Source organism: Methanosarcina mazei S-6 (genome assembly GCF_000970205.1).
Classification (GTDB): domain Archaea; phylum Halobacteriota; class Methanosarcinia; order Methanosarcinales; family Methanosarcinaceae; genus Methanosarcina; species Methanosarcina mazei.
Genome location: NZ_CP009512.1, coordinates 3,424,369 through 3,445,477, shown reverse-complemented (window position 1 = coordinate 3,445,477; position 21,109 = coordinate 3,424,369). Strand labels below are relative to the sequence as shown.

Genomic DNA, 21,109 nt, shown 5'->3' with positions numbered 1-21,109 from the left:
AACCCATTTTCATTTTTTCATTGTAGCTCTAGTTTTATTCATTCGCGCTCTTTCTAATGCATTTACTACTAATCTAGCACTTCTTTTCTGTAGGAAACGATCATCGTGCAAATTTGTTATAATATACTCTTCAATATATTTTATGTTTTCCTTTTGTGTATTAGATAGGCTTCGACGCAAGATTCCCCCGCTGCTATAAGCATATTGAGTTAAATCGTATCCAAGTTCTAAATTATTCTTAAATACTATTTTGAATTCAGGTAGGGTAATCTGAAGAAATCTATTTATCACTTTTATTTCTATTGACTTATTATTTAGGTGCCTATTTAATAATTCTATCAATTGAATTTTTTTTACTAACCTTCCTAGCTTAAATTCTGGATTTGTTTCCAGCTTATCAATTATTTCGATTCTGTCTGAGTAAATCTCCCAGTATCTATTCCTAACTTCTTTTTCGGGATCAACGAGGAGCAACATTGACTTATCAATAATTCCCGGAGGCAAAGTGCTGAAGTTTTTGGGAAGTAAGTTTACGAGTACCATTCTATGTTTTGGATCTTGTGCTGAAATAACAGCTTCCATACAAGAAGAAAATGAATAAGATTCTCCAAATACTTCGATTCTTTCCATCATGTGCTTTAGAGCTATAACCTTTTCGTCAACATCTTCACTTTCTGCTGAAATAAGTAATAATTTATCTAAATCTCTATTTACTGTCCCGTAATTTTCAATTATACGTAATTGGACGCGATCCAGTTTATTATCCAAGTCATCCAATATCCCTGCTAAGTTTTCTTTTAATACTCTCCACCAATAAAGCAATCTTGACTCCTCTTTTATGGCGTACCAAAAAGCTTCATGGTAAGAAGGGTGTACAAAGTCAAATTTACTTACATCTGAATCTTTTTCTCTACTTTCCAAAAGTATCATATCAAACTTATCTTTGTCAACTGAAAATGAACTTGGAGGAATGCTAAATATGTATCTTCTTTTATACAAAAAAGCTAAAGTTTCTCTATAAGCATCTTCAAGGTTTATTTTAGATGCAGAGTCATTTGTAAAGAGTATGTTTGAGGTTGATTGTATTTCTACCCACGTCAGGAAGATCTGCTCATGGTCAGATAAGCTTGCCATCCATTCTCCGAGAGCTTTAATCATCTCTTTTGATTTATCCACATGTTGAAATATCTCTTCTAAGGAGGTAAGCCTTTCTGAGGTTCTTACAAAGAATTCGATATTGTGAGGAGCTGGAAGCATTTTTGGTAGTTTTTCATCCAGCTCTCTAACTATTTTTTCGTCTGTTGACCAAAGAGGTTTGTAAAACTGAGTATATCTATGTAAAATATCAACCAGAACTTCCGATTTATATGAGGTATGAACTCTCAGATCTTTCTCAAGTCCTTCAATATTTTGGCAATCTTGTTCAGCCAGAGCTTCTCTGAATATATTCAATCTAGTGGTTACTATAATTCTCAAATGCTCATATTTCTTGGATAATAACAAAAAATCATTTAATCCCTTGGCAAACTCGTCTGTTCGACGTTCCATCGTTTCACCAAAGGGATCATCAAAGTGAATAATTACAGGATTTCCATCTTTAGAAGACAGTAAGGATAAAAGGAGATTTGTAAGGTTACCTTCATTCTCATGTAACCGTGTAACTAAGTTATCGTGCCTTATATGAAGAGTTTCGTAGCCTTTTTGGTAGTATTCCCAGAGTAAATGGATTGCAGTATATGTTTTACCTAAATGAGGCTCTCCTATTATGAATATTACATGATCTTTTTCGAGTTTTGAACATATTTCATTATACTCTGTTGGTTTTACGTAAAGGGAAGTTAAATTTTTGTAACGACTTCGAGGATTTTCTAATTCTTTTCCAAAACCTATATTTCTTAAAAACCCTTCTATTGAGGGTTCAGAATCTGAAGCATTACTTCTTTCTTCTTCAAGTTCGACATATTTTAGTAATTTCTCAAAAAAAGTATCAAATTTTCCATCGTTTCCGTCTATTATTTTTCCCTTTCCACGAACTGCCAATATCTGGGAAATTCTGCTTTCAGCTTCTGGTTTTGATGGATTCACGAAATGTATTTCTTTCCCTTCATCTTCAAAAAGTAGATCAACGTCTCGGTCTTGCCCACTGTATCCTACAATAATGAGGCTTTGGTTGATTAATCGAGAAAGATCTGGCTTGATTTTCTTCGCAAAATCAGAGATTTCGTCTTGCTTAAAAGCATAGCTCTTTGGAGATTCTAAGCTGCCATGTAATTTTGTTATTTTTAATGAAGAGCGAGAGGAATTAAGTTGTTCAACTAACTCTTCATGTCGATCTTTTCCATTTACAACTACAACAAAATCATCTGGTTGGTAGCATCCTACATTGTTCAGGGCTTTTTCCAGTAAATTCTCCAGATTTGTTGAAAGAATCTTTTTAATATAACCTTTTTTTACGAGTTTAGCTAAATTCTCATATCCTTCTGAAGGTTTTTTGTCATCCCATAAATGAGGTCTAAGAATTGAATATTGAGTCTCGTGATCTAATGTTCCCCATATCTCAAAAAAACGAGTACGTTTCTCTTTACCAATTTCATTTCCTAAGAGTTCTCCAAATTTTTTATTTTCTTTAGTAGCTTTTTCAATTTCATTTTCCCATTTTTCAAACTCTGACTTAGCATGTTGTTCCAAAACACAATCTACAATTTGCATCATACTTGAGCATCCCGAACTTATGGACGCTCCGGCACCGAGAAACAAAATATATGGATCAGCACCTGAGATTTTCCTTGAAACCATGCTGCTAGCTAAAGCTCTTATAGAGTCTGACATATGGAGCACCGCTATTTTATTTACAACTCAAAAATCAAATGAGAATACTACTTTTAAAATGTTGCGATTTTTAACTGTTCCTTAACTTGATCTTTAAAACGGCGGTGAAATTGTAGACTTTTCAATTGAAGCATTTGAGGGGGGGCTGGGGTGGAAATATAATGAAAAAGTTATACCACTTCTGCTTCCGATGGTTTTCGGCTCTGTTTTATCTTCACTCCTGCCAGTAACAACTTTAAATACTCACAGATTAAATGTTATTCCGGTAAAGATGGAAGGCAAGAGCTTGAATTATACGGTTCTGATCGCACAGGACGAAGATGGTGTATACGTTGCAAAGGTTCCTGACATACCGGGTTGTTATACGCAGGGAAAAACTGTGGAACAGGCTATGGAACGTATAAGGGAAGCGATACAGGTTTGTCTTGAAGCTTAATAACACAAATAGTATTTTTTATTAGATTCCCAGCTCTTTCTTGACTTCTGAAATGGGAACTAACACTCCTTTCTTCTGATTCTCGTAGCTTTCATCTACGAGTTTTCTCTTTATCGTTGAGTATTCGGTCTATGTCTAACATGTACTCTCTCATACAATCCTCTCCTAATGATGGTTAATACGAGTCTTATTTGTAAGTATGCTTTTTCTTATGATAGCTAAGAGACTGCTTTGGCTTTAATTTTTTATTTTTCTCAATGTCCTCTTCACTCAATCAGGATATCTTTAAATGATCACAAACAAAATATACTAACATGGAAAATGCTGACCGGCACAAAGAGTTGTTCGAAAAAATCTCTTCTTTCCTTGAAAAAGAAGGAGCAACGAAAGTAGCTGTTTTTGGCTCTTATGCAAGAGGAGAAGAAAAGCCGGAAAGTGATATTGATATTCTTGTGGAGTTTTCCGAAACAAAAGGTCTGTTAAACCTTGTAAGAATTGAAAGGGAGCTATCAGAGTTTCTTGGGTTAAAGGTCGATTTGCTTACCGAAGAGTCGATAAGCCCTTATCTAATTGATGGGATTAAAAGGGAAGCAAAAGTCCTCTAGGTATAAAATTAAGAGGATTCTTTACCTATGTGGCAGCAAACTACGAAAATTGTAAAAAAGGAGATTACATTAAAGAAAAGGATTATTCATCATTAAACTCACAATCTTGCCTTTCTCCTTTTATCTGTATTTCTCCTTTTTCTGTTTCATACTTCTCTATGGCATTCTTTAACTCTAAGTACAACTTTTTCGCAGCTTCTGGAGTTAACATTGCCACGCCGTCACTATAGAATACTATTCCTTCTTCGGTTTTAACCTTCTCATTGAAAAACTCAATCCTGATATCTACATCTGTTGGAGAAACCCTCAGGTTTGTTGCATATAATTTAGTAAAAAGTGGAGTTCTATATACAGCGACTTTTTTCTTTTCTTCGGCCTCTTCTGGCTTGCTGTCTTGCTCTTTATCCTGTTCTGCTGCCATGAATTATCCCTCAAAAAAATTCTCACGCCGAAGCAAACACCGTCTGCATCTTTTCCCATTTTGGTTTGTAGTTTTCTGCCTTTTCCATTCTTTCTTGGAACCAGTCAAGCTGGTATCCTGGCGTCTCGTAAAACTCAATATAGCGTGGTTCTCCGCAATAGCAATCACAATTTTCTTCAGGTGATGCTTGGTGTTTGTCAGAAATTTCGGAGAGCACTTCTTCTTCGTCTCCTTCATATTCTGCCATTCTGAAACTGTGGTCATAGATTGTGGCAATTATTTTGTTTACCAGACTGTTTTCTTTTAGTCCATACTTTTTTGTATTTCCCTTACACTCTTTTACTTCTATAATATTGTTGTATATTAATACTGGGATTTTCTGATTTACAACGGTACGGGAAATCCCAAGGCACTCACTAATTTCTGTCTGGTTGTAGGCCATGTCCATATTTTCGGCCAGGAAATCTATAATTTTTATTTCAGATGTGGCCCCCAGGAAGTCTACAAGTGACATCCGCTTTTCCTCCAATTACAGTTAAAATTTTATATGATCCTTTCGTATTACTAGAAAGGTCTCAATTAATAATTTATCTCCTGATTAACAATTAATAACTGTGCAGAAAGTTATTAATGATTTAATATTAATGGAAGCCTTCTTACAAGTAAATCAAATTAATGAGTCCTTAATATTTATACTTATTGTCCTGCTGTTCAACTAAATGAACAGTTCTCTTGGGTGTCTGTTTATGGAGGAATTCTCTGAATATGAGCTGTTCATATTGAACAAAATCGCAATAAAAAATAGATGGTGCGATAAACATATTTCCAGAGAAGACTTGCTACAGGGAAGAAAAAGAAGTGACTTGGGATTTTATGGGACAGCTATAGACAATCTAGTTAAGAAAGGGATTCTAAAGGTATACAAAGCTCAGGGTAGAGATGATTATTGCCTTCTTAAGGCTCACAGGGAACTGGTTATTTCCGTATTGAAGGAAAACGCAGACAGGTATAATTTTATAAGTTCCTTGCATCTGGAAAGGATCCGATAAGCTTTATACTCCTTTTACATTTCTTTCTTACTTTTTTCTAACTTCGCAGCACATCGAAAAATTTCTAATCGAAGGATTGAGGGGCTGGGGTGGAAATATAATGAAAAAGTTATACCACTTCTGCTTCCGATGGTTTTCGGCTCTGTTTTATCTTCACTCCTGCCAGTAACAACTTTAAATACTCACAGATTAAATGTTATTCCGGTAAAGATGGAAGGCAAGAGCTTGAATTATACGGTTCTGATCGCACAGGACGAAGATGGTGTATACGTTGCAAAGGTTCCTGACATACCGGGTTGTTATACGCAGGGAAAAACTGTGGAACAGGCTATGGAACGTATAAGGGAAGCGATACAGGTTTGTCTTGAGGCTGAGGAACTTGAAGATGTTTTGCCGCTGAAATTTATTGGAATCCAGCAGGTGGAGGTAAAAGTATGAGCAGACTCCTTCCTGTAAGCGGGAGGGATATGTGTAAAATACTTGAGATGCTTGGCTTTCAAAAGGTGTATCAGGTTGGAAGCCATGTGAGATACGTTCATCCTGACGGTAGAAAGACTGTAGTGCCTGTTCATGGAAATGAAGATTTAGGCACTGGTCTGATCAAAGAAATCCTGAAGCAGAGCAGGATTTCACGGGAAATGTATGAGGAATTAAGGAAAAAGGTTTGATAAATCAAAGTTAAGTTTTCTTCTCTTTTTCAACAGCGGCACAATCTCCGAATTCCCAATCGAAGGATTTGAGGGTTGGCGGGCCGGAAAATAATAAAAAAGTTATCTTGCTTCGGCTTCCACTGCTGTCAGTTAACTTTTATCTTCAGCCCTGCAGGTAACAACTTTTAATACCCACATAAAATGTTACCCCGGCAAAGATGTAAAGCTAAAGCTTGAATTATACTATCCGGATCGAAAATGCTTTCAGTAACTCATTTTCCAGGCTCTGTAATTGTCCAGGTCCTCTTTAATAAGGCTAAATGCAAAAACAATCAATGCGATATCATCTGCAAATCCGAGTAGAGGAATTAAATCTGGAATAAAATCAACCGGACTTACAAGATACATGAGAGTAACCGCCATCACAACTACCGTTTTCTTCGGAGCCGGGTATTTTCTGTTAAATGAGTCTGCTAGCATGGAAAACAATAATCCTAGATAGTCCCAGATTTTTCTAAAGTTGCCTGTGAGGTAATTAGTGTCTTCGAGTCCTTCCGAAAAATCGGTATCAATATCATAAGCCTCTTTATTATCGGCTTTAAACTCTTTTAGATTTGATCCGACTTTTTTCGCTCTGATATTACTGGTTTTATCCATATGATCCTCCCTATCTCCGGATTATATTCAGGCTTTCCGGAGTGTTATTACTTTCCGAAGTGTTATTACTTTCCAGAGTAATATTATACAGAATATGTTTTCTCTTTTCCGGTCAATTGAGGTTATGAATGATCTTTTAAATAATGAATTAAATTTTGACTCTTAAATTTCGACTTAAAATCAAGATTTATTTGTCGTAATATATTTTGAATTAAACGATCATAAATAGTTATAAATGAGTATAAATGGTCATTTTCATTTTACTGCAAAAGGCAGGGTACTAAAATAATTGAGTGCAGATAAAAATAGTATTGATATGTATATTAAGTTTATTGAAGCTCGTCCTGATCTTCCTGAATGATCTTCCTGAATTTTAATTGAAAAACCAGAAAGTTCTGCATCACCTGGTTTGGAGAATTTTAATTAAAACCGCGAAATTCAGGATTTTTTGATTTCCAGAATTATAGTTCCGGAGTTAAGCGGTTTAACGTGCACATGATAAGTCCCGTTTTCTTTCACGGTAAATTCGGGATGATAAGGAAGGTAGCTTATTTTGGAATCTGTTAATACGAATGTATTCTGGAATGCAACATCGGAGCCATTTCTTATTGTAACATCTATCTTCTCGGGACCGCCAGGACCCTCAATCCGGAGTTGATAATTTACGCCTCTGGCGAGGTTGACCTGAAAATCCGATTCTTTAGATACGGGTTCAGAAAGGACGCTATCCCCGCCCCCCTGAAGCGCCACAATCGCGTAATATAAAATAATAATTATATAAAGTGGGATCAGGCTCCTTGACTTTTTCGGGTCTTCTGTCATTTCCCCCCCTTTTGACAGCTTGATTTCTCAGATAACCTTTACCGCTCTTCTACTGGAATCTGTTCTCAATGTATTTTTACTCAGGATTCTTTTCTGCAAGCAAAAATCCTTTCCTCTGCATGGTATTTTCATCTTCTCTTATAGGCCCGTCTTCCTTTCTATCTGTTTTACTGCGGGTAGCATGGCTGGAGCTGAAGGTTCTGGATTCCAGGCTTTTATATTTTCTGGGAACCCGTCCTCGCAGCATAAATTTTTTACATTACTTTTGACACATCTTCTCGGAACCGTGTCACAGAGCGTACTTATCACTCCCTGTATTCCCGGAATGCCGCATATGGCCTGACGGATAGCCCGGATTTATGAAATAATCAAAATTATCAATTAATCCGTCCCTGTATTTTCCACTATCATTCAGTTTTATCTCTCCTTCTGTCGTGTCTGTTAACAGGTTTCCGGCTGAAGATTCCGACCTATCCATATACTTTATCCAATCTGTGTTTGCATCTGTGTTTGCAGTCGTGAGCGAAACAAATAAAATGAAAACTAACGGCAGCAAAGCTCTTATCCACTTCAAATTAACTCCCCACCATCTATTTATATTTGGATTATTCTATTTCAATTTTCACTGTTTTTAAAAATTTATTCAAACTTTGCGCCTCTTAAACTTTTACATAAATGACTAACTGGTTTTACATAAATGACTAACTGATATATGTTAAAATAGAAATGAAAGCCGGTTATTAAGTGCCTTTATTTTCTTTTTCGTTAATTACGGCTTGTTTTGAGTACATGAAGCTAATATTCTGATTTCCATAAATTTTCTCGTTTTTCTATCTGCTATCTTTCCTATAGATGGTCTTAATATGTAATTAATATACAAAATATGCCATAATTCTTTGTTTTTATTACTATTTGTTCTAAATATTATACAAATGTGTACTGATACACAGAAAATAAGGTGTTTAGAAGAGCGGCTTTCTCAGATCTGAGTTAATTTTATATAACTGTACTATTTTTCTACATATTAATTAAATTTAGAACTTTAACTCTCTGAGTTGAAATATTGTCTTTACATTTCTTAAGGTAGCAAGACAGTCAAATTAATAAATCAGATACAGGATATTTGAAATTTTGAGTGAGTTTTCAGTTTTTTTCGGGTTTTTTCCCCTCTATATATTTATAAAGTCTAAAGTTCACAGGCGAACCAGTGCACAATATTTACCGGAAACTTTTCCGAAATCATTGGTATTTATTTAGCACTTCGGGCAGGCTTTCTCACCTGAATTTCTGTATCTCTACTCATCAGTTTAAATGATTAAAATAAGTTTTGTCACAGAACCCAAAAATTTCGTTACGGTGTGTACCATGCATCCAGTAAAAACAAGAGCCATAATCGTTCTTATTGCAGTTCTCGCATTAAATTTCGCAGTCGCAGGAAGTGCAGCAGCCAGTGTAATTACAGTAAGTAATACAGATCAGGCTGCGGATTTCACATCCATTCAGGCTGCGGTAAACGCTGCAAACCCGGGAGATGAAATAATTATCAAACCGGGCACTTACACGGAAAACATTGAAATTAATACTTCTCTGACCATTCTTTCTGAATCCGGCAGCCCTGCAGATACCATAATTCAGGCAGCTGATAGTTCTAAAAATGTTTTCAGTATCTGGGCAAACGGAGTGAAAATTAAAGGGCTCACTATAAAAGGATCGGGTTCAGCTTCCGGGGTCCATTTTTTTGGAGTTGCAGATTGTTTCCTTGAGCACAATATTCTCTCGAATAACAGGTGTGGCATAGATCTTTACATGTTCAGTTCGGGTAACACACTGATAAACAATAATATTTCAGATAGCCTTACAGGGATTAGCCTGAGTGAAAGTCTGAATAATAACATAAAAAGTAATTCGGTTTCACACTGCAAGATCGGGATTTCACTTTTTGATTCTGCAAAAAACACCCTGGAAAATAACACGGTTTCGGAAAATGATAAAGGGTTTTCTCTCACAGGCGAATCAAATGGAAATCTTCTGGTGAGCAATATCTTAAAGTATAACAATCAGGCAGGCCTGAGAATCTACGAGACTTCTAACAACCTTATATACAATAACTATTTCAACAACACTGTAAATGTGGAATCTGGACAGGTTGCAGGGGAAAATACCTGGAACACAACAAGATCCGGGAGCACGAATATTGTAGGCGGTCCTTATCTCGGAGGCAACTTCTGGGGAATGCCCGATGGTACGGTTTATCCCAGAGGCGTCAGAGACATTGACCTTGACGGTATTTTTGACTCCCCATATGACATCGAAAGTAGCGGATACACTGATTATCTCCCTCTCAAAGAATCGAACTCCACCTTAATTACCGTAAGCAACAGCGAGGACCATGTTGCCGATTTCTCCTCAATTCAGTCTGCAGTGGATAATTCTTATCCAGGAGATACAATTCTTGTTTACCCGGGCGTTTATGTGGAAAACATCGAAATTGGCGTAAAAGACCTTTCTCTCATTTCCGCTTCCGGCAGCCCGTCGGATACCATAGTTAAAGCAGCCAGCGGCCTGGATAACATCTTCTCCGTGACAGCAGATGGAGTAGAGATTAACGGATTTCATATTACAGGAAACATAAGTTTTCCCGATTCGGGGATCCATCTTTATGAGGTTGAAGACTGCCGTATTGAAAACAATGAACTGTTTATCTCTCCAAACTATCTTTTTAATTCTTCCGGTGGTTCTGCTCAGGCAGCCGGAAATAATTCCGGTGTAATCCCGGGTTTCGGCGTCCGCCTGGATCTGTCCGGCAACAATATTCTTGACAACAACACAATATCATACAGCCATGCCGGCATTCTTCTGCGCAACTCGGGCGGGAACATGCTTCTTGAGAACAGGGTTTCCAGCAGTAGCTACGGTATATGGGTGGATTCTTCCGTAGATAACATGCTGGACAGTAATCTTGCAGCAGATAATAAGATAGGGATCTATCTGAAAGCTTCCGGCAGGAATTCAATTCTCAATAACACGGCATTAAATAGCTCCGGGTCCTGCATCAACCTGTGGGATTCCAGTGAAAATACTCTGAACGATAATATAGCATCAAACAGCAGCAACGTCTGTATTATTCTGCACAATTCCAGTGAAAACAACCTGAGCAATAACACTGCGTCTTCCAGCAGTTACGGTATCTGGCTGGAGTCCTCAAGCAATAACAATAGTCTTAGTGGGAACGGGGCACTGTACAATAATATCGGTATTTACCTGAAAGACTCAGACAAAAACAAACTTGGAAATAATACGGCGTCAAACAACAGCAAGTATGGAATCAGTTTATGGAATTCTGTTAAAAATGACCTGATCAAAAACACAGCTTCTTACAGTGAAGTGTCTGTTATTTTGCATAATGCCAGTATGAATGTGATGGCCAGCAATACAGTGTCTAACAGCAATTACGGTATCTGGCTTGACTCTCTCAGCAATAACAATACTCTGGTTGAGAATGAAGTATCAGGCAATAAAATCGGCATATACCTGAAAGCTTCCGGAAACAATGTTTTAACAGCTAATAGTGCAAACCTGAATACGCTGTACGGCATCTATCTGAACTCTGCCACCGGCAATACGATCAATACTAACAGGATAGTTTCAAATTCAGGATACGGCATGTATCTTTTGAACTCCCGTAATAACAAAGCCTATGACAATTACCTGAATAATACCAAAAATCTTTATTTCGATAGCAAAAGTTCGGCAAATCTCTGGAATGTTAGCAAAAGGTCAGGAGCTAATATTGCTGGAGGATCTTTCACAGGAGGGAATTTCTGGGCTTCACCCGAAAGGAGCGGATTCAGTCAGACACATCAGGACGCGGACCACGACGGCATCTGTGAAATGGCTTATGTCATGGGGAAGGGAAATGTTGATTACCTGCCTCTTGCAGGTTCAATCTAATTCCCTTTCCAAATTCTTTTTTACTTTTAATCCTGTTCAAGGAACTTCTGCATCCATACAATGTCAAAATATTTCCCAAATTTGCTCCCCACTTTTTTGAACCTTCCGCATTCAATAAAGCCTTTTTTCAGGTGAAAGTTCAGGCTGGCTTCGTTTTTTGAGGATACGTTTGCAAGGAGGCTCTGCATCTTTTTTTCCCGGGCTTCCATACAGAGTTTTTCAAGCATCATCGATCCAAGCCCTTTTCTTGTATATGCCGGCAGGATAAAATAGGAAACAACTCCTGTGTGGCGGAAATTAGGGAATGGAAAATAAGGTCTGAGAGCTCCGATTCCTATTATCTTGCTATCTTCCTCAATCACATAAAATGGGAAATGATCGTCTCTGTCCTGGTCTTTTTCACTCTGGATAAGCTGAAAAAACTCGGGACCCACTGAATTTTCGAGGTAGGATGCAAAGCTGTTTTCAACATAATAATTAAAGACCTCAAGCATTCCGGGTATGTCTTCTGTTGAGGCTTCTCTTATCAAATCTTTTCCGGAATTTTTGTTTTCCTGCATGTATAGGTAGTCGGAAGGTTAATATTTAAATTTTTTTAGTTAGTACTCCTGTCAGTATTTTTCCTTTTTACCGGTTTTCCTTTTTTTGAATTTTTCTTGAGCAACTGGACCTGGATCGGATCCCGGAATTTAAAAAATAAATTGATAGAACGGCTGCTAAGGACAGGAAGTCACGAGCTTCTGATAATCAGCTGCCTTAAACTTTACGGCACCGGGAATTCAGTCTTCTTACTTCTTTAGTTTTCGTTATTTATTTAGCTGTTTTGATGGTTCTCTTTTGGAACATGAGGGCTGCAGCTCTCCATTTTTTAATTCATAGCCTTTTTTCCAGCTATTTGTCACGATTTATATTTATAATTAATTTTCAGTGCGAATATATTTATATACTTATGTTCTTCTACTATCTCCTGCAGATAATTACCCAGAAACCAACCCTGCAGTTCAGTCAGGATTTGATGATTTAATGGGGCATCAGGTCCGGAGGGCTGATACCAGATTATTTTTCGAAATCTCAGGCGGGATTCGACCTGAGAATAAAAACAGGAGAAATTAATTTTCTCAATATTACAGAAGTGAAAAATAGATGTTCCTGAACGAAAACAGAATTGTAGAAAAGATCTGTGAATTTCCGACTACTCTTGGAGATATCTCCGAAAACATTTTCGGAGGAATCAGCTCAAAAAATAGCCTTCTTCACAGGCTCGTCGTTCCAGAAGGAAGCGGTTCCGAGTCGCTTTACCTTTGTGAGGGCCTCTGTAAACCCGTAATTTTAGAATCCGAGCTTATTTATCCCTATGTCTCAGGCTCTTTTCCCGAAAAGTTTGCACTTAACTCTTCACCCTACCGTTTTATGCTCCCCTATGAGCTGTCGGAAAAAGACAACAGGAAGGAGTGCAGAATAATTCCTCCTGAAGAACTTAGAGTCAGGTTCCCTCTGACATACGGGAGAATTCTGGAATTCAAAAACCAGTTTGGTCATGATGATTCTCCTGTAGAACCTGCAGACTACAGCATAAGAGGAAGAAAACTTCTGGAGTACCTCAATACTCCAAAGATCATTGCTACCGAAGGGTACCGCTTGCAGGCAGCATATGATGTTTCCGGAAACCATGTGTTTAAGGACGGCTGCGGTATTGTACTCAAAGACCCTGAAAAGTACCCCTATGTGACTGCAGTGCTTAACAGCCAGATTTCGAGGCTTTTTCCATCGGTCTGCGAGTATGAGATGATTTACTCAAGCTCCACAACCCCTGCAGTAATGAAACGTTTCCCAATAGTGTTTCCCGAGGACCGGTTGACTGAGGACCTGATTAACAGCATTTCCGGTTACCTCATGTTCCTTAACCAGCAAAAATATGAGGCAGGATACAGTGCTCCTGACTGGCTTAATGAGCTTGCAGGTTTCTATGAGCAGATCTCGGACCTTCTGGTCGTGGACGCTTACTTTGAAAACGGGATTGACCCCAGGCTCCTTGGTGCTCTTGAGGAGAATATCCACCCATATGCCGGAGATATGGAGTCTGAAAGCGATGAGAGCCTTCTGAGCGTGCTCCATTACATCAGGCAAAAGATTATGGAAAGCTCTAACTTCAATAAATACACTTTCAATAAAGAGTTTTCCGGGATTCTCAGCTTTCTTTAAGCATGGAAAATATCTGAATGACCCTTATCCCGGGTTTATTCAAAATTTTAATTTGGCATGAAAGTCCATGATGAGAAAACTCATCACGTACTCTCTCCTTCCTTTTTTCCCATAATTGCGATAATTCCACTAATTATTGTTATCCTTTCATCAACCGAGAATATCTCTGCCTCAACAATCTTTCTCTTTTTAACTTCTCCCTTTTGGTATCCTGTTTCATCTTCGTACATCTCATCGTTTGTGATCAAATGCCATATTATTGTTGCAATTTTCCTTGCTAAGGCAATAATTGCCTTAGCATATCCAATTGTCTTCTTTTTCCTGTTAAAAAACTCCTTTAATCTGCTATTTTTCTTTCTTGCTGCTGCTTGAGCAATCTGAGTTAGAATCCACCTTGCTACTTTTGATCCTCTCTTAGTGATTCTTCCGTTATGGTATTTATCTGCAGATTGATACACATTAGGAACTATTCCAAGCCATGAAGCAAGTTTATCTCCCGTTGGAAAATCCCTGAAATCTCCTATTTCAGCAATTAGAGTTGCCGCACCAAGCTCCCCAATACCTGGAACTGACATCAAAATTTCCATTTCCCTTTTATGCTTTTGATAAGCATAATTGAAAATTTCTCTTTCAAGAACTTCAATTTCTTCATCTAAATGTTTTATAAGGTTCAGACATATCTGAAGCCTTATTGCAGCACTCTGTGATATTTCTCTATCCAGAATTTCCCTTATCTGAACACTCTTTTTCCGAACATTTGGAGAAAGCGACTCTATAATTTGATCAATATTTTTACCTGAAGAGATTCCTGCTAGAATTGCTCTACCATTTTTTCCAAAAATGTCAGTCAGAACATCACCCAGATGTAACATTTCGGAGGAAAGAATTGCATGAGCTTCATTTTTAATGTCCGTTCTTTTTCTTACAAGAGTTAGGCGAAGCCTGACGTATGACCTGAATTCTCTATGTTTCTTCGGAAAAACTCTTGATGGTTGAACCATCTTATTCAATGCAAGTTTTGCAATTACTTCGGAATCTATTTTATCTGTTTTTTTATGTGTAAATGCTTTCATATCTCGAGCATTTCCAACTATAACAGGCAAATGATCTATCAATGCCTCATAAATCGGAACCCAGAAATCACTTGTTGATTCACAGGCAACAACATCACATTTTTCAGAGGTTACTAAATTTTTAAGATCTAAAATCCCATCATCATCTCTGGCAAAACGATGTTGTTGTTTTTCACCGGATCTACTGAGGATAGTAGCAATAACAAAACGTTTGTGAATGTCTAAACCACAAGATTTGTTTATTTCTCCGTCCAATTTACATTACTCCATCATTTCCAGGACAGTAGAATTGCTTCAAAGGCAATTTGGCATCCGTGATCAAGGTCACATCTGGGCCTTCGATGGCAATTCAATGGTTAGTTTTTTGACGGCTTCGGAGAACCAAAGTAAAAACAACCTTCCTGTCCAAAGGTAATGATGGAGTTCTATTATCAAAAAAGCTAAGTGAAAAGGACTTTCATTTTTTGGGCATGTTATTCCAAGAATATCATGTGTGTTTTTTTTAATCTCTTTTTTTCGGTTTCAGGCATGATATATTTTCAGGCATGTGACCGTTTCAGGTCTGTAACCTTTTGATTTTTGATTGTTTTTTAATTTTTAACCTTTATTTTTAATTTTTGAATGTTTTTTAACTTTAGACTTGTTTTTAACTTTTGTTCTGTTTTTTAACTTTAGATTTGTTTTTAACTTTTATTCTGTTTTTTAACTTTTGACCTGTGTTTTAAAGTTTTGACTCTTGTTTGCCACTGCTTTTAAAGCCAATTCTTCAGCATTTTATATTTAGATTTTTGTGCAAATGTTTATATATATTGACATTTTCCCCCCCACTGGGGTAAAAGTGCTCTCAGGGCAGGATGCCGGTTTTCCAGTCGGAATTCTGAGACCCTGAAGGTTTCAGATCTTTGCTGTGCAAGGGGTTAATCCTGGCTCCTATGCTGCAGGAGCATGGATATTAATCCTGGTTATTACCCTCCTTAACGCTTGGACACTTTCTTGAAAAACGATATCCCTGGGAGAATTTTTGGCCTGTGTGGAGCGGGACTAAATAAAGGTTAAGATTACGTTTAAAGTTCTGTATGTGAGTTATGAATTTGAGATACAGGATGTTAGCAGGGCAGACTTCAGGCTTTAAATCCCAAAATTCTGAGTTGCCTTATTCTGGAAATCACGGGTACAACAGCTAATTTACCGTTATTTCCGTAACCTCAAAAATTAAGGTGCCTGGTAGAAAATAAAAGGAAGTTTTCAGAAGCTTTCTCAGGGGTTTTCATTTTTTAAGGCTTAAAAATCCAGATGCTCGGTTCTTGAAAGATACACATACTATAATAAGAAGAAAGGTTATAATGTATGGAAGAAAATTCATAGAATATTTACAGAGCTAGAGGTTATTTAAATGCAATAAATAGAAGTAGTGAAAAGGGAGGAGACCCTGGGATACTTAAGAACCTTGAATGTTCAGCTAACATCTTAAATAAAAATTGTCTGAATCTGACATCTTAAATGAAAATTATCTGAATATATCAAGTTTTTCTGAACAAATTGTCTGAAAACTCATCATATCGTATTGAATTTTCTATCCGGGCAAAATTTGCCTGTTTTTTGTGAGAGTATTTGCACATTTTTTATCTCTCATTTTCTGCAGATATGTTGCGAATTATATCTCAGAAGGTTGTCCGTTCCTTATGCAGGGCATATAAATTTATATAGTTAGCATTAATGTAATGATTAAAACGTCTGGTGTTTTTTTACTTTCACCTCCTTACTCTCCAAATTTACATATCCACAATTGAAAAAAGGAAGGTCGTCTTATCAGCCTGCAAATTCACACCACTGCGTTTCCCTTTATGGGAGCATTAATTTTTTCAGGGCTCATATCTACCTTACTTGCGATCAGGGCATACAAAGCCTATAATTGCCACAGATCGCCTTTTGTAAAACATTTTACGTTAGTTATGCTCGGCATGACGCTCTGGTCTATAAATTATGCTTTTGAAATTGGGTTTATGGAACCCGGACAAAAATATTTCTTTGCCCGCCTCCAGTATCTTGGTCTCTCCTTTATTCCTGTATCCTGGTTTTTATTTACTTCCGAATATTCTGGGATAGGCATTCAATTTGCACGAAAATATGAAAAGCTGCTCTATCTTTTGCCCTGCTCTGTAATTCTGTTGATGGTCACGAATAATGTCCATGGGCTGTTTTTCGAATCTTTTCATCTTGATTACTCCAGAGAGTTTCCTCTCCTTATAATTCAGCATGGATCGTTGTTCTGGATTTTTTATCTCTATTCTTTTGTTTTACTGGTTCTTGGAATCTTTCTCCTCTTCAAGCAATTTGTCCGCCTTACTGCACCTTACGGTACCCAGGCAGGCATCGCTCTTACCGCAGCCTGTGTTCCGGTTCTTGGGAATATACTTCATCTCGCAGATGTAGGACCTTTTGAATCCCTTGACCCTACTCCATTTTCTCTTGCAATAACCGGTTTGATCCTTTTCTGGGGCACAATCCAGCATGAGTTTCTTAATATTATTCCAGTTGCCAGAGAAAACGTTATAGAATCCATGAGCGATGGATATATTGTTGTGGATACTTCAAACTCAATAGTGGACGTTAACAGGGCGGTACTTGAACTTGCAGGGAAAACAAGAAAAGAGGTACTGGGAAAAAACTTAACTTACCTTTTCGGAGAAGGAGTGGAGCTTCTATGTCATACGCCTGAAGGAGATTTTGGCAGGGAGATTTCACTTAAAAGCGGTTCGGAAATTAAGTTTTTTACTGTCAGTGTCAGCCCCCTTATGGCAAGGAATGAGCCAGAAGGTAAACTGATAATGATCCATGATATCACGGAGATACACAGATACCAGGAAGCACTGAAACAGGCAAATAAAAAAATTAACCTCATGAGCAATATTACAAGGCATGATATTCTCAATCAGGTAAACGTGCTTTCGGGATATACAGAACTGATCTCCGAGATGCTCCCTCTGGACGTAAGGGGAGACCCCAGGATCGCGAAGTACTTCAGGAATCTCAACAAAGGAATTGAAACAATTCATAGCCAGATTATTTTCACAAAAGACTACCAGGAACTCGGAGTCGTTTCTCCTACATGGCAGTCTATATGCAGCATTGCAAAAGAGGCAGCATTCGCCTTTTCAGGGCAGGGAATCAAGTTTTCTATAGAGGATAAAGGCCTTGAAATCTATGCTGACCCTCTGCTTAAAAAAGCTTTTTACAATCTTTTTGACAATGCAAGAGCCCATGGTGAACGTGTGACTGAGATTAACATCCGTTTTCACACAGCCGGGGAAAATGTCGTAATTGAAGTAAAGGACAACGGAATAGGAATCTCTTCCGCTATGAAAGAGCTTATTTTTGAAAAATCAGTTGGTAGAAACACCGGGCTTGGTCTTTTCCTTGTCAGGGGAATACTTTCCATTACAGGCATGGAAATTGCCGAAACGGGAATCGAAGGCGAGGGCGCCAGATTTGAAATCAGGGTACCCCCCGGGAACTGGAGGATAGTTCCGACAGAGTGCAGAGCCAGTTCCATAGAAGTATGCAATTGAAAGCATGAAAATAAAGCCCCAATCATGCAGCGTAAGTAATTTGCTTTTTTTTCTTTGATTTATATTTTTTATATACGTTTCCCGGTATATTATAAAATAACAAATATTTCCAGGACATTATTTATCAGGCTGGCAGCCGAAACTGAACTATCAATATCTGATTATAGCTGGTGAAAATATGAGAGAATTAACCCTTAACACGAGATTTAAACGGGCGCTGAAAGGTGAATCTATTGACATGGTTCCTGTCTGTTCTGTTACCCAGACTGGCACGGTAGAACTTATGGAAATGACTGGAGCATACTGGCCTCAGGCTAATTACGATGCAGCTAAAATGGCTGCACTTGCTCTGGGTGGATACGAGATCGCAGGATTTGAGAATGTGCGGTGCCCTTTTTGCACCACAGTGCTTGCTGAAACTCTGGGATGTACGGTAGACGAAGGCAGCGTTGATATACAGCCTTATGTAACAGATTTCCCCTGCAAGAAAAAGAAAGACGTTAAGGACATCTCAGTTCCTGATTCTCTTCTTGAAAGCAGGTTGACATCCGTAGTGCTGGACGCGGTTGAAATCCTCAAAGAACGTGTGGGGGAGGATGTTCCTGTTGTCGCAGGGGTTGTAGGTCCTGCCGGGCTTGCTTCCATGCTTGCGGGAATGAGAAACTACCTCATGTGGTTTGTAACAAACCCCGAAGTCGTTGAAGAGCTCATGGGAACCGTAATGGAAGCCTGTATCGAATATGCGAACGGATTAATTGAAAGAGGTGCAGATGCCGTGACCCTGATAGATTCTGAAGCCGGACCTGATATCATTGCCCCTCAGATGTTTGAGACCTCGGTTTTTCCGCTCTACAGGAAATTCTGCAAAGAAGTCAAAGGCTTGAAAATCCTGCATATGTGTGGAGATGCAACGGCTGTCCTTGATCCTCTTGCAGACTCAGGATTTGAGGGAATCAGTATTGAAGAAAAAGTAGAGGTCAGTTTTGCAAAGCGGATTGTGGGCGACCGGATACGTCTGATAGGAAATGTTTCCCCTTCGGATACCCTGTTGATGAAAGGGACTGAAGAGGTTATTATTGAAGCCAGGGCGTGCCTTGAAGATGGAATCGATATCCTTGCACCCGGCTGTGGCCTTGCTCCCCACACTCCACTCGGGAACATAAAAGCACTTCTCAGGGCAAGAGACGAGTACTGTTCACTCTGAACTTTCATTAGTGGCTGCGGTAAGGGGGGAGTTCTTTCAAATAAAAACTCTTTCTCCTGTTTTTTCCGAAATATCCTCGGGCCCCTTAAGGCTTATGATCAACGCAGAAACCATAATTAAGGCGCAGCCTGCAAGGGTTTCCGGTGACAGTGCGATCCCGAGCACAGCTATGTCCAGAAATACCCCGCTTACAGGTTCTATCAGGGCAAGCAGGCTTCCTGTCTGGGCTTTAAGATTGGCAAACCCAAGAATCGTAAAGATTTCTCCGAAACCTATTGACACTATTCCGAAAACAGCAAGAACTGTCAGGTTGCTGTAGAGTACGTCCCTGGAGACATCAAATGCAGAAGGGCTGAGCAGTAAAAGTGCTATCCCCATAGGCCAGAAGACAATCGCAAGTTCGGGATATTCCGTTTTTAAAACTTTCACGTTCAGGATCAGAGCCGCAAACACGACCCCCGAAAGCAGCCCTGCTATTATGCCTATCATATAGCTGCCTGTAAGTTCAATACCGGAAAGCCCGTCTTCAGGTCTGACCATTAGAAATACTCCTGTAATTGCGATAAAGAGTGCAGCTATACTTTCCTTTCTTATTTTTTCTTTCAGGAGAAAAGGAGAGACCAGCATCACGTAAACAGGGGCTGTGTACTGGAGTAAAATCGCTATGGATACACAGGTGGTCTTCAGGCAGGTAAAATAAAGCAACATGCACATAACCACAAGCACACCCTGAAGAAAGAGGCTTCCTCTTCTTTTCTTTAACCTCAGGTCAGGGGTTTTTCCTCTTGAAATTATGTATATAAAAAGGAAGAGAATTCCAAAAAATAGTCTGTAAAATATTACCGGAGAAATATCCATATCATGGATATGGGAAATAAAAAGCCCGTTCATGCTGTAAAATACGCAGCCTATAATGACTGCCAGGTGCGCTTTTTTGCTCTCCAGAAACATTCTGCATGGATGAAACATTCTGCATGGGTATATGTATAGAACTTATATATTTATTGGATATTTCAGTAGTTCCGATTTGTTATAGTTCCGAATGACAACTTTCATTCGTTTACAATTTTTCCTTAATAGTTCATGAAAAATGTTTTCATCTCATCGATTCTGATTTCATTTTTTATATAATGTTCTAAAAACTTCAGTATTTTAAAGTCCTGAAGTAAAATTTGTGCATAGTTTCCACTAACTAATTTTATGATTTTTTTTTGGTTATATTTAAAAATTTATAAATCTCTTAATCGAGCGCGAAGCGCTCGCCTTCTTTCTTTATTATATCTGGTTAAGCACTCAAGAAATGACCTGACTGTAATATTGGATAATGAATTAACTCCTTCTTTTACTGCCTTAATAATGTCTTGATTTATTACTGATTTCATTTGGTATGCTGTAATGTCAAGAACTGACTTTAATACATTCAAAATATTATACATGATACATTGAACTACAAAAAATAGTGTCCTTGCAACAGGTGATTTAGAACATGTTCGTATCTTAAAATCCTTTTTTACTCTATACCCTGTTTCTATATTCCATCTCTTCCTGTATTCTTCAGGTATTTGCTTTACAAATGTGTCTATTGAACTCACTTTTTTATTTGTTGCAAATATACTGTGGCAGTGTACCGAAAGTTCTGTA

19 protein-coding genes and 1 pseudogene are annotated in these 21,109 nt (G+C 38.2%); 9 read left to right on the top strand and 11 right to left on the bottom strand.

The genetic code is table 11. From position 1 onward, the window contains the following. Positions 1 to 9: 9 nt before the first annotated feature. On the bottom strand, positions 10 to 2,829 hold the full coding sequence (locus MSMAS_RS14710; protein WP_080503047.1) for an nSTAND3 domain-containing NTPase: 2,820 nt from the start codon (positions 2,827 to 2,829) through the stop codon (positions 10 to 12). A 190-nt stretch (positions 2,830 to 3,019) separates the two neighbouring features. Here MSMAS_RS14710 and MSMAS_RS14700 point away from each other — a divergent pair, with 190 nt between their 5' ends. Together MSMAS_RS14700 and MSMAS_RS14695 are read left to right on the top strand one after the other, a co-directional pair. Next, a complete protein-coding gene (locus tag MSMAS_RS14700) occupies positions 3,020 to 3,265 on the top strand; it encodes a type II toxin-antitoxin system HicB family antitoxin (RefSeq protein ID WP_048046738.1) in 246 nt (81 codons plus the stop codon). Between the two features lie 314 nt (positions 3,266 to 3,579). Then, complete coding sequence (locus MSMAS_RS14695) at positions 3,580 to 3,870, top strand: nucleotidyltransferase family protein (protein WP_011033853.1); 291 nt, start codon at positions 3,580 to 3,582, stop codon at positions 3,868 to 3,870. Between the two features lie 82 nt (positions 3,871 to 3,952). Here the strand turns inward: MSMAS_RS14695 and MSMAS_RS14690 are convergent, their stop codons facing one another. Both MSMAS_RS14690 and MSMAS_RS14685 read right to left on the bottom strand, forming a co-directional pair. Beyond that, positions 3,953 to 4,291, bottom strand: a complete 339-nt coding sequence (locus MSMAS_RS14690) for a DUF3467 domain-containing protein (RefSeq protein WP_011033854.1) — start codon at positions 4,289 to 4,291, stop codon at positions 3,953 to 3,955. A 22-nt stretch (positions 4,292 to 4,313) separates the two neighbouring features. Beyond that, a complete protein-coding gene (locus MSMAS_RS14685) occupies positions 4,314 to 4,805 on the bottom strand; it encodes a helix-turn-helix domain-containing protein (protein WP_048036509.1) in 492 nt (163 codons plus the stop codon). Positions 4,806 to 5,037: 232 nt separating this feature from the next. Between MSMAS_RS14685 and MSMAS_RS14680 the strand changes: the two genes are divergently transcribed. The 3 genes from MSMAS_RS14680 to MSMAS_RS14670 all read left to right on the top strand — a co-directional run bounded on the left by MSMAS_RS14680 (position 5,038) and on the right by MSMAS_RS14670 (position 6,008). Beyond that, the gene (locus MSMAS_RS14680; protein WP_048036507.1) at positions 5,038 to 5,340 is read left to right on the top strand and encodes a hypothetical protein; all 303 of its coding nucleotides are present in this window, start codon (positions 5,038 to 5,040) and stop codon (positions 5,338 to 5,340) included. Between the two features lie 129 nt (positions 5,341 to 5,469). Further along, positions 5,470 to 5,778 carry a type II toxin-antitoxin system HicB family antitoxin gene (locus MSMAS_RS14675; RefSeq protein WP_230633283.1) on the top strand — a complete coding sequence of 103 codons (309 nt, stop codon included), beginning with the start codon at positions 5,470 to 5,472 and terminating at the stop codon, positions 5,776 to 5,778. Next, on the top strand, positions 5,775 to 6,008 hold the full coding sequence (locus MSMAS_RS14670) for a type II toxin-antitoxin system HicA family toxin (protein WP_011033857.1): 234 nt from the start codon (positions 5,775 to 5,777) through the stop codon (positions 6,006 to 6,008). The genes MSMAS_RS14675 and MSMAS_RS14670 overlap by 4 nt, the downstream gene beginning before the upstream one ends. 246 nt (positions 6,009 to 6,254) lie before the next feature. Here the strand turns inward: MSMAS_RS14670 and MSMAS_RS14665 are convergent, their stop codons facing one another. The 4 genes from MSMAS_RS14665 to MSMAS_RS14655 all read right to left on the bottom strand — a co-directional run bounded on the left by MSMAS_RS14665 (position 6,255) and on the right by MSMAS_RS14655 (position 8,043). Further along, the gene (locus MSMAS_RS14665) at positions 6,255 to 6,647 is read right to left on the bottom strand and encodes a YkvA family protein (RefSeq protein ID WP_011033858.1); all 393 of its coding nucleotides are present in this window, start codon (positions 6,645 to 6,647) and stop codon (positions 6,255 to 6,257) included. A gap of 438 nt (positions 6,648 to 7,085) precedes the next feature. Beyond that, on the bottom strand, positions 7,086 to 7,469 hold the full coding sequence (locus tag MSMAS_RS14660) for a hypothetical protein (protein ID WP_011033859.1): 384 nt from the start codon (positions 7,467 to 7,469) through the stop codon (positions 7,086 to 7,088). A gap of 76 nt (positions 7,470 to 7,545) precedes the next feature. Then, positions 7,546 to 7,716, bottom strand: a complete 171-nt coding sequence (locus tag MSMAS_RS19030) for a hypothetical protein (RefSeq protein WP_155395385.1) — start codon at positions 7,714 to 7,716, stop codon at positions 7,546 to 7,548. Between the two features lie 42 nt (positions 7,717 to 7,758). Beyond that, the gene (locus MSMAS_RS14655) at positions 7,759 to 8,043 is read right to left on the bottom strand and encodes a hypothetical protein (protein WP_048045890.1); all 285 of its coding nucleotides are present in this window, start codon (positions 8,041 to 8,043) and stop codon (positions 7,759 to 7,761) included. A gap of 791 nt (positions 8,044 to 8,834) precedes the next feature. On the opposite strand from MSMAS_RS14655, the gene MSMAS_RS14650 reads away from it, so the two are divergent. After that, positions 8,835 to 11,420 (top strand): NosD domain-containing protein, encoded by a 2,586-nt coding sequence (locus MSMAS_RS14650; RefSeq protein WP_048046737.1) that lies wholly within the window; start codon positions 8,835 to 8,837, stop codon positions 11,418 to 11,420. A gap of 26 nt (positions 11,421 to 11,446) precedes the next feature. Here MSMAS_RS14650 and MSMAS_RS14645 read toward each other — a convergent pair whose 3' ends face one another. Next, a complete protein-coding gene (locus MSMAS_RS14645; protein ID WP_011033861.1) occupies positions 11,447 to 11,980 on the bottom strand; it encodes a GNAT family N-acetyltransferase in 534 nt (177 codons plus the stop codon). Between the two features lie 583 nt (positions 11,981 to 12,563). Between MSMAS_RS14645 and MSMAS_RS14640 the strand changes: the two genes are divergently transcribed. Beyond that, positions 12,564 to 13,622, top strand: a complete 1,059-nt coding sequence (locus MSMAS_RS14640) for a hypothetical protein (protein WP_011033862.1) — start codon at positions 12,564 to 12,566, stop codon at positions 13,620 to 13,622. 83 nt (positions 13,623 to 13,705) lie between these two features. On the opposite strand, the gene MSMAS_RS14635 is transcribed toward MSMAS_RS14640, so the two are convergent. Continuing rightward, on the bottom strand, positions 13,706 to 14,950 hold the full coding sequence (locus MSMAS_RS14635) for an IS110-like element ISMma5 family transposase (protein WP_011032474.1): 1,245 nt from the start codon (positions 14,948 to 14,950) through the stop codon (positions 13,706 to 13,708). A 1,589-nt stretch (positions 14,951 to 16,539) separates the two neighbouring features. Between MSMAS_RS14635 and MSMAS_RS14630 the strand changes: the two genes are divergently transcribed. Continuing rightward, positions 16,540 to 18,264 (top strand): histidine kinase N-terminal 7TM domain-containing protein, encoded by a 1,725-nt coding sequence (locus MSMAS_RS14630; RefSeq protein ID WP_011033863.1) that lies wholly within the window; start codon positions 16,540 to 16,542, stop codon positions 18,262 to 18,264. Positions 18,265 to 18,442: 178 nt separating this feature from the next. Further along, complete coding sequence (gene mtaA / locus MSMAS_RS14625) at positions 18,443 to 19,468, top strand: methylcobamide:CoM methyltransferase MtaA (protein WP_011033864.1); 1,026 nt, start codon at positions 18,443 to 18,445, stop codon at positions 19,466 to 19,468. A 36-nt stretch (positions 19,469 to 19,504) separates the two neighbouring features. Here the strand turns inward: mtaA and MSMAS_RS14620 are convergent, their stop codons facing one another. Continuing rightward, positions 19,505 to 20,437, bottom strand: a complete 933-nt coding sequence (locus tag MSMAS_RS14620) for a DMT family transporter (RefSeq protein WP_230625169.1) — start codon at positions 20,435 to 20,437, stop codon at positions 19,505 to 19,507. Positions 20,438 to 20,697: 260 nt separating this feature from the next. Next, a pseudogene (locus MSMAS_RS19025) lies at positions 20,698 to 21,087 on the bottom strand (ISH3-like element ISMma1 family transposase); the annotation flags it as partial. Positions 21,088 to 21,109: the final 22 nt, after the last annotated feature.